General features: G+C 67.2%; 7 protein-coding genes, 1 tRNA gene and 1 pseudogene. All 9 read right to left on the reverse strand.

All coding sequences use genetic code 11. The features are described from left to right. Positions 1–1131: pseudogene (locus AC08OP_RS02680) on the reverse strand (DNA-directed RNA polymerase subunit beta'); the annotation flags it as partial. Positions 1132–1236: 105 nt separating this feature from the next. Further along, positions 1237–4662, reverse strand: a complete 3426-nt coding sequence (rpoB, locus tag AC08OP_RS02685; RefSeq protein ID WP_476612736.1) for a DNA-directed RNA polymerase subunit beta — start codon at positions 4660–4662, stop codon at positions 1237–1239. Positions 4663–5537: 875 nt separating this feature from the next. Further along, the gene (gene rplL, locus AC08OP_RS02690; RefSeq protein WP_011435031.1) at positions 5538–5930 is read right to left on the reverse strand and encodes a 50S ribosomal protein L7/L12; all 393 of its coding nucleotides are present in this window, start codon (positions 5928–5930) and stop codon (positions 5538–5540) included. Between the two features lie 103 nt (positions 5931–6033). Continuing rightward, positions 6034–6597, reverse strand: a complete 564-nt coding sequence (gene rplJ / locus AC08OP_RS02695) for a 50S ribosomal protein L10 (protein ID WP_476612737.1) — start codon at positions 6595–6597, stop codon at positions 6034–6036. A gap of 387 nt (positions 6598–6984) precedes the next feature. Next, positions 6985–7701 (reverse strand): 50S ribosomal protein L1, encoded by a 717-nt coding sequence (rplA, locus tag AC08OP_RS02700; RefSeq protein WP_462185679.1) that lies wholly within the window; start codon positions 7699–7701, stop codon positions 6985–6987. 137 nt (positions 7702–7838) lie between these two features. Beyond that, a complete protein-coding gene (gene rplK / locus AC08OP_RS02705) occupies positions 7839–8273 on the reverse strand; it encodes a 50S ribosomal protein L11 (protein WP_462185678.1) in 435 nt (144 codons plus the stop codon). Positions 8274–8308: 35 nt separating this feature from the next. After that, positions 8309–9115, reverse strand: a complete 807-nt coding sequence (gene nusG, locus AC08OP_RS02710; protein WP_476612738.1) for a transcription termination/antitermination protein NusG — start codon at positions 9113–9115, stop codon at positions 8309–8311. A 156-nt stretch (positions 9116–9271) separates the two neighbouring features. Further along, entirely contained in the window at positions 9272–9439 is a 168-nt protein-coding gene (secE, locus tag AC08OP_RS02715) for a preprotein translocase subunit SecE (protein WP_476591738.1), read from the reverse strand. Between the two features lie 159 nt (positions 9440–9598). Then, positions 9599–9671, reverse strand: a tRNA-Trp gene (locus AC08OP_RS02720). Positions 9672–9793 lie beyond the last annotated feature (122 nt).

Here is a 9793-nt window from a genome sequence, read left to right on the forward strand (position 1 = left end):
GGCCTCCTGCAGCATCCGCTTCTCGTTGTTGACGATGATCTCGGGCGCGCCGAGGTCGAGCAGCCGCTTCAACCGGTTGTTCCGGTTGATCACCCTGCGGTACAGGTCGTTGAGGTCCGAGGTGGCGAACCGGCCACCATCGAGCTGCACCATCGGGCGCAGATCGGGTGGGATCACCGGGACGCAGTCGAGCACCATCCCCATCGGGGAGTTGCGGGTGTTCAGGAACGCCGAGACAACCTTGAGCCGCTTGAGTGCGCGGGCCTTCTTCTGGCCCTTGCCGCTGCGGATGGTCTCGCGCAGCGACTCGGCCTCGGCGCCCAGGTCGAAGTCAGCGAGCCGCCGCTGCAGCGCCTCGGCGCCCATGCCGCCGTCGAAGTACGCACCGAAGCGGTCGCGCAGCTCGCGATAAAGCAGCTCGTCCGGCTCCAGGTCCTGGACCTTCATGTTCTTGAAGCGGTCGAAGACCCGGTCGAGATCGTCGATCTTACGCTGCACCCGGTCCCGGATCTGGCGCATCTCGCGCTCGGCCGACTCGCGGACCTTGCGTCGCGCGTCACCCTTGGCGCCCTCGGCCTCGAGCTGCGCGAGGTCGGCCTCGAGCCGCTTCTGCCGGACTTCCACGTCGGCGTTCTTCTTGTCCTCGAGCTGCTGCTTCTCGACGCCGATGCGGGCCTCGAGGGTGGGCAGGTCGCGGTGACGCGCCTCCGCGTCGACCTTGGTGATCATGTAGGCGGCGAAGTAGATGACCTTCTCGAGGTCCTTCGGCGCCAAGTCCAGCAGGTAGCCGAGCCGGCTCGGAACACCCTTGAAATACCAGATGTGGGTGACTGGGGCGGCGAGCTCGATATGCCCCATGCGTTCGCGGCGCACCTTGGCGCGGGTGACCTCGACGCCGCAGCGCTCGCAGATGATGCCCTTGAAGCGGACCCGCTTGTACTTACCGCAATAGCACTCCCAGTCCCGGGTGGGACCGAAGATCTTCTCGCAGAAGAGTCCGTCCTTCTCCGGCTTCAGGGTACGGTAGTTGATCGTCTCCGGCTTCTTGACCTCACCGTGCGACCACTGGCGGATGTCATCCGCGGTGGCGAGACCGATGCGCAGTTCGTCGAAGAAGTTGACGTCCAGCAAGACTGTCGCCTGCTCTCTCTTTCTCGGTCGGGACGCTGGAGTCGGATGGAGCCGCCGGGGGCCTCGCCGCCCATCAGGGCGGGCGCGTCAGACCCCCGGCGTCCGTCAGACCTCCTCGACGCTGCTCGGCTCACGCCGGGACAGGTCGATCCCGAGTTCCTCCGCCGCACGGAAGACGTCCTCGTCGGTGTCACGCATCTCGATCTGCACGCCATCGCTGGAGAGCACCTCGACGTTGAGGCACAGCGACTGCATCTCCTTGATGAGCACCTTGAACGACTCCGGGATACCGGGCTCCGGAATGTTCTCGCCCTTGACGATCGCCTCGTAGACCTTGACCCGGCCCACGACGTCGTCGGACTTGATGGTCAGCAGTTCCTGCAGGGCGTAGGCGGCGCCGTACGCCTCCAGCGCCCACACCTCCATCTCGCCGAACCGCTGGCCACCGAACTGCGCCTTACCACCCAGGGGCTGCTGGGTGATCATTGAGTAGGGACCGGTCGACCGGGCGTGGATCTTGTCGTCGACCAGGTGCAGCAACTTGAGGATGTAGATGTAGCCGACCGCCACCGGATAGGGGTACAGCTCACCGGTCCGGCCGTCGAACAACTTGGCCTTACCGGAGGAGCCGATCAGCTGGACGCCGTCGCGGTTGGGCAGGGTGGAGTCGAGCAGGCCGGTGATCTCCTCCTCGCGGGCACCGTCGAAGACGGGGGTCGCCACATTGGTGCCGGCCGAGGCGGCGTCCGCGCCGATGCCACGCAGCCGCTCCTTCCAGTCCTCGGTGCCGGAGTCGACCTGCCAGCCGGTCTTGGCCACCCACCCGAGGTGGGTCTCCAGGATCTGGCCGAGGTTCATCCGGCGCGGCACGCCGTGCGGGTTGAGCACGACGTCGACGGCGGTGCCGTCCTCGAGGAAGGGCATGTCCTCGACGGGCAGGATCTTGGCGATGACACCCTTGTTGCCGTGCCGGCCGGCAAGCTTGTCCCCGTCGGTGATCTTCCGCTTCTGGGCGACGTAGACCCGGACCAGCTCGTTGACCCCGGGCGGGAGCTCGTCGCCGTCCTCGCGGGAGAACACCCGCACGCCGATGACCTTGCCGGACTCACCGTGCGGCACCTTCAGCGAGGTGTCACGGACCTCCCGGGCCTTCTCCCCGAAGATCGCGCGCAACAGGCGCTCCTCGGGGGTCAGCTCGGTCTCGCCCTTGGGTGTGACCTTGCCGACCAGGACGTCGCCGGGCGAGACCTCGGCGCCGATCCGGATGATCCCCCGCTCGTCGAGGTCGGCGAGAACCTCCTCGGCGACGTTCGGGATGTCCCGGGTGATCTCCTCCGGGCCGAGCTTGGTGTCGCGGGCGTCGACCTCGTGCTCCTCGATGTGGATCGAGGACAGCACGTCGTCCTGGACGAGACGCTGGGACAGGATGATCGCATCCTCGTAGTTGTGCCCCTCCCACGGCATGAAGGCGACCAGCAGGTTCTTGCCGAGCGCCATCTCACCGTTGTCGGTGCACGGGCCGTCCGCGATGACCTGGCCGGCCTCGACCCGGTCGCCCTCGTTCACGATCGGCTTCTGGTTGATGCAGGTGCCCTGGTTCGACCGGCGGAACTTCGCCAGCCGGTAGGTGCGCCGGGTGCCGTCGTCGTGCATGACAGTGATGTAGTCGGCCGAGAGATCCTCGACCACCCCCGCCTGGGCGCAGACGACCACGTCGCCGGCATCCTTGGCCGCGCGGGCCTCCATCCCGGTGCCGACCAGCGGCGCCTCGGAGCGCAGCAGCGGCACCGACTGGCGCTGCATGTTGGAGCCCATGAGCGCGCGGTTGGCGTCGTCGTGCTCGAGGAACGGGATCATGGCAGTGGCCACGGAGACCATCTGACGGGTCGAAACGTCCATGTAGTCGACCTCATCCGGCGGGATGGACTCGACCTCACCGCCCTTGCGGCGGACCAGGACACGGTCCTCCGCGAACGTTCCGTCCGGCCGTAGCGGCGCGTTCGCCTGCGCCTTGACGTGCCGGTCCTCCTCATCGGCGGTCAGGTAGTCGATCTCGTCGGTGACGCGGCCGTCCACGACCTTGCGGTACGGCGTCTCAACGAAGCCGAACGGGTTGATCCGGGCGAACGTCGACAGCGAGCCGATCAGACCGATGTTCGGGCCTTCCGGCGTCTCGATCGGGCACATCCGGCCGTAGTGGCTGGGGTGCACGTCGCGGACCTCGAAGCCCGCCCGCTCTCGAGAAAGGCCGCCTGGGCCAAGTGCGTTCATCCGGCGCTTGTGAGTCAGACCAGCCAACGGGTTCGTCTGGTCCATGAACTGCGAGAGCTGACTGGTGCCGAAGAACTCCTTGATGGAGGCGACGACCGGCCGGATGTTGATCAGGGTCTGCGGCGTGATCGCCTCGACATCCTGCGTAGTCATCCGCTCGCGGACGACCCGCTCCATCCGGGCAAGTCCCAGCCGGACCTGGTTCTGGATCTGCTCGCCGACCGAGCGCAGGCGACGGTTGCCGAAGTGGTCGATGTCGTCGACCTCGTACTCGGCCGGATCGGCACCCGCGTGCAGCTTGACGACGTACTCGATGGTGCGGACGATGTCGTCCTCGGTGAGAACGCCGATGTCGTGGGCAACGTCGAGGGAGAGCTTCTTGTTGACCTTGTAGCGACCGACCTTGGCGAGGTCGTAGCGCTTCGGGTTGAAGAAGAGGTTCTCCAGTAGGGTCTGCGCCGACTCCCGTGTCGGCGGCTCACCCGGGCGCAGCTTGCGGTAGATGTCGAGCAGCGCATCGTCCTGGCCGGCGGTGTGGTCCTTCTCCAGAGTGATGCGCATCGACGGGAAGTCACCGAACCGCTCGAGGATGCGGGCCTCGTCCCAGCCGAGCGCCTTGAGCAGCACCGTGACGGACTGACGGCGCTTGCGGTCGATCCGCACGCCCACGGTGTCGCGCTTGTCGATCTCGAACTCCAGCCAGGCTCCCCGGGAGGGGATCACCTTGCAGGAGTACAGGTCCTTGTCGGAGGCCTTATCGAGGCTGCGCTCGAAGTAGACCCCCGGGGAGCGCACGAGCTGGCTGACCACCACGCGCTCAGTGCCATTGATGACGAAGGTGCCCTTCGGGGTCATGAGCGGGAAGTCACCCATGAACACCGTCTGGCTCTTGATCTCGCCGGTGGTGTTGTTGGTGAACTCGGCCGTGACGAACAGCGGGGCCGAGAAGGTCATGTCCTTGTCCTTGCACTCCTCCACGGAGTACTTGGGCGGTTCGAACCGGTGGTCCCGAAAGGACAGTGACATCGAGCCGGAGAAGTCCTCGATCGGGGAGATCTCCTCGAAGACCTCCTCGAGACCCGAGGTGATCGGAACGTCGTCACGGCCGGAATCGATGGCCTCCTGCACCCGCTCCGCCCAGGCGTCACTACCGATCAGCCAATCGAAGGACTGCGTCTGAAGAGCAAGGAGATCCGGGACCTCGAGGGGCTCGATGATCTTAGCGAACGAGATGCGGGAAGAAGAGCGCGAGGCGGCCAAGGTGGTCCTTCCGGTGGCCTGATCGTCGGGCTGGCGTCGCGGACGTCAAGTATCCGTCGGGGAATGGTCAGGTGATCAGTGTCTCGCTACGGTTGTCAGGAACGGCGGCGGGGGGTGCCCCACCGGTGAGACGATGGCCGCGGGACGTGGAGGCCGACCCCCGGGCGTCCTGCGTAGCGGATGTGCGGCCGACAACGGGCACGCGAAAGCCTCGCCACGGCATGTGCGCGCGGCGACACGAGTGTCCGCTGAGAACAACGGATCGGTGTATGGGCAAGGGTCTCGCTCAGGGTCCTCGGTGTGGCAGCCGTACAGCCGTGCCACACTCCGGCACGACCAGCGCGCCTCCGCATCGTCCCGGACCGACCGCGAGTACCGCTCCGGACCACGTAACCGGAACCGCCTCACGGTGCATACCAGCCCCCGAACAGGGCCGACCGTCACCAACGGCACGGTGTCGGCGAGGTCGATACAACGAGAAGGGCAGCGCAAACTAGCAGTGTAGCCGAAGGGCACACCGCTGGCAAGGATCTGCGTGATGGGACCACGCAGGGAGGACGTAGCGCACCGCATCTGCTCCCGACGAGGGTTCGCAAACTTGATGGAACTCCGATCCACAGAGGCCGTCAACCCCCTTCGGAAAACGTCACGAACGGACCCGACCTGCCCATCTGTGCATCGGGCCGCCTGCGGTGGACCTTCCGGGCCTTCCAGACAGCACGTGCCGGGGCACCGCAGAGAGGTGCCCCGGCACGGGGGTGTCCGCCACGGCCACGCCGAGCGGCCGCAAGAGACGCCCCGCCCGGCGACGGACATCGCCGGGCGGGGCGTCCCAGGGCAGCGAGGTGCTGCCGGTACTGCTCAGACTGCCGGTACTACTTGACGGTGACCGTGGCGCCGGCGCCCTCGAGGGCCGCCTTCGCCTTGTCCGCCGCCTCCTTGGCGACCTTCTCCAGGACCGGCTTCGGAGCCCCGTCGACGAGGTCCTTGGCCTCCTTCAGCCCGAGGCTGGTCAGCGCACGGACCTCCTTGATGACCTGGATCTTCTTGTCACCGACGGATTCAAGGATGACGTCGAACTCGTCCTGCTCCTCGGCGGCCGGCGCCTCGCCGCCCGCACCACCGGCGGCCGGGGCGGCGGCCACGGCGACCGGAGCCGCGGCGGTGACGCCGAAGGTCTCCTCGAACTGCTTCACGAACTCCGAGAGCTCCAACAGGGTCAGTTCCTTGAAGGCGTCCAGCAGCTCTTCGGTCGACAGCTTCGCCATGGTGGCGGTTCCTTCCTTGTCATGCCTGATTCGGGGTGGCCTGCTCGTGACTGCGAGCGACCTGGTTGTGACCTCGGGGCGGCACCATGGTGGCGCCGTTCGGCTATTCGGCGGCAGCCTCGGCGGCCGGCTGCTCGGCGGCGCCGGCGGACTGGCCTTCGCGCTGCTCGCGCAGCGCCTCCGCGAGCCGGGCCACCTGGGACAGCGGAGCGGCGAAGAGCCCGACGGCCCCGGCCAGCGTGCCCTTCATCGCCCCGGCCAGCTTCGCCAGCAGGACCTCGCGGGACTCGAGATCCGCAAGCTTGCGAATCTCGTCGGCGGTCATCGGTTTGCCCTCGACGAAGCCGCCCTTGAGCACCAATGCCGGGTTCGCCCGAGCGAAGTCGCGCAGGCCCTTGGCCGCCTCGACCGGGTCGCCGCTGACGAAAGCGACAGCGGTCGGCCCGACGAACAGGTCGTCGAGTCCGGTGACCCCGGCCTGCTCCGCCGCAATCTTGGTCAGAGTGTTCTTGACCACGGAGTAGCGCGTGCCCTCGCCGAGGACACGCCGCAGCTCGGTGAGCTGGCTCACCGTCAAACCGCGGTACTCCGTGAGCACCGCGGCGGTCGAGCCACGGAACTCCTCGACGATCTCCGCCACCGCGGCGGTCTTCTCAGCTTTCGCCATGGGGCTCCTTCGGGGTGTCGGCTGGTCATCCGGAAACGCCCCCGGAACATGACGAACGCCCCGGCGCAGGCGCACGGGGCGTGAAGGGCGGCGGTGGCGCTACCGGGTGCGTCACCCGGCTGCGTGCATCCGTCACGGAACTTCCCGTCCGTCACCTGCGCGGGCCGCCCGGAGAACCCGGGGCCTTCGGCCGTCGGTCGAACCGGACGAGGAGTGACCCTCGACGGGAACGGAGACGGCAACCAGCGGTCTTCGGTGTGGAACTGGATATCAGTGTACGCGATTGTTGTCCGCGGCTGTTCGTCGCTGTTCGCCCGCCCGGCGACCGCACGCATGGCTTCGCGCGGCGGTGCTTCCGGACGGGCGGGAGCCTCCGGACGGGCCGGATCAGGCGGCGGCACCCTCGTCGAGCAGGTTGCGGGTGCGGTTCGGGTCGACCGGGATACCCGGGCCCATGGTGGTCGTGAAGGTGACCTTCTTCAGGTACCGGCCCTTGGCCGCGGACGGCTTCACCCGGACGATCTCATCCAGGGCAACCGTGTAGTTCTCGATCAGCTGGGTGTCAGTGAAGTTCGTCTTCCCGATGACGATATGCAGGTTACCCTGCTTGTCTACCCGAAAGTTGATCTTTCCACCCTTGATGTCGGAGACGGCCTTGCCGATGTCCAGCGTCACGGTGCCGGTCTTCGGGTTCGGCATCAGGCCGCGGGGTCCCAGGACCCGAGCGATCCGACCGACCTTCGCCATCTGGTCGGGCGTCGCGACGGTCGCGTCAAACTCCAGGAAGCCCTCCTGGATCCGGGCGACCAGGTCATCGCTACCGACGATGTCGGCCCCGGCCGCGCTCGCCTCAGCGGCCTTCTCCCCGGCGGCGAAGACGGCGACGCGGGGGGACTTCCCGGTGCCGTGCGGCAGGTTGACCGTACCACGGACCATCTGGTCGGCCTTACGAGGATCGACCCCGAGCCGGATCGCAACCTCGACCGTCGCGTCATACTTCGTCGTCGAGGTCTGCTGCGCGAGGCGGACCGCCTCCAGCGGGCTGTAGAGGTTCTCCAAGTTGATCTTCTCGGCCGCGGCGCGGTAGGCCTTGCTGCGCTTCATACTGTCTGTCTCCTCGTGGTGATGGCGGACGGCCGTCGAAGGGGCGCGGCGACGTGGACACGTCCTGTCCACCCGGCACCTGCGCCCGGCCGCCCTCCCACTGGTCGGTCCGGTGGTGGGGGAAACTCGAGGGCGTACTACTCGCCGACCGTGATACCCATGGATCGGGCGGTACCAGCGATGATCTTCTCGGCGGCCTCGATCGAGGTGGCGTTGAGGTCCGGGAGCTTGGTCTGGGCGATCTCGCGGATCTGCGCCGCGGTGAGCTTGGCAACCTTGTCCCGGTGCGGGGTGCCACTGCCCTTCTCCACGCCCGCGGCCTTGAGGATGAGCCGCGCGGCCGGCGGGGTCTTCGTGACGAAGGTGAAGGACCGGTCATCGTAGACGGTGATCTCGACCGGCACGACGTTGCCGGCCTGCGACTCGGTCGCCGCATTGTACTGCTTGCAGAACTCCATGATGTTCACGCCATGCTGACCCAACGCGGGGCCAACCGGCGGCGCCGGGGTGGCCTTGCCGGCGTTGATCTGGAGCTTGATGATCGCGGTGATCTTCTTCTTCTTGGGAGGCATGTGCTCGTCTTCCTACCGGGGTTCTACGGAGCGGATCAGATCTTCGCGACCTGATTGAACTGCAGCTCGACGGGCGTCTCCCGACCGAAGATCGAGACCAGCACCTTCAGCCGCTGGGCGTCGAGGTTGATCTCGCTGATGGTCGCCGGGAGCGTGGCGAAGGGGCCGTCCATGACGGTGACGGACTCGCCGACCTCGAACTCCTGCACCCGGACGGTCTCGACCTTCTTCTCCTTCGGCACAGCCGGGGCGAGGATCGAGAGGACCTCCTCCCGGCGCAGCGGGGAGGGCCGGTTGGTGAGCCCGACGAACCCGGTCACACCCGGGGTGTTGCGGACCGCCGACCACGACTGATCGGTCAGATCCATCCGGACGTAGATGTAACCCGGGTACTTCTTCTGCTGGACAAGCTGCCGCTTGCCGTTCTTGACCACCGGGACCTCCTCGGTGGGCACCTCGATCTGGAAGATGTAGTCCTCCATGTTGAGGCTGGAGATCCGGGTCTCGAGATTGGTCTTGACCTTGTTCTCGTACCCCGCGTAGGAGTGCACGACGTACCACTCGCCGGGCGCGTCCTCGATCGCCCGCCGCAGGTCATCGGCGTCGTCGGCATCGTCGTCCGTCAGGGCCGGCGGCACCGTCCCGACCGCCGGGGAGGCCGGGAAAGCACCCTCGGGGGCGGGATCGGTCTCGGGATCGGTCTCGGCGGCGGCGTAGACGTCGCCAAGTTCGGCGCCAGCGTCCGTGCTCGCCACCTCGTCGTGCTCGAACGCCGCGAGGGGATCGAGACGGGCGAGGGCCTCCCCCTGCTCGGAAGAGGCGTGCTCGGGCGACTGGGACACGCGGACGATCCTTACTCTCGTGAACACTTCTGCTGCTGTGGACCCGCGGAGCGGCGCTGCGCGGGCGTGGGGCCGGACGGGCAGCCGGCTCGCCGACGGGCAGCTCCAGCGACCACCGCCTGCCTCGGCCCCGGCCTGTCCGGCCGGTGGGGCCCGTCAGCCGAAGACCGCGAGAACCGCCTTCGTGAGGCCGAAGTCGAGGGTAGCCACGAACGCCGTCATCACGCTGACGAAGACGAGCACGACCAGCACATAGGTGATCAGCTCACTCCGCCCGGGGTAGACGACCTTCCGTAGCTCCGCCATGACCTCGCGGATGAACACAAGTGGCCGATACCGACGTCGACCCGCGGCACGCGTAGCCCGCTTGGGGCGCGGTGCCGCGTCACGGGTATCGGTCGCCACTCAACTCCACCCACTCCGTCATCGGACCAGCGTCATCGGACCAGTCAGGTCATCGGACCAGCCAGCTGTCGAACAGCGCAGGGGCGACAGGACTCGAACCTGCAACCGCCGGTTTTGGAGACCGGTGCTCTACCAATTGAGCCACGCCCCTAGACACACACCCGGATCCTTGCGACCGCTACGCCAGCATACCCCGGCTATGCGCTACGTAGCACATAGCCCAGACGTAGTGCATAGCTCAGCCGCACGGTGATGTACCGGAATGGGTACCCG

Source organism: Frankia sp. CeRuru1 (assembly GCF_977966315.1).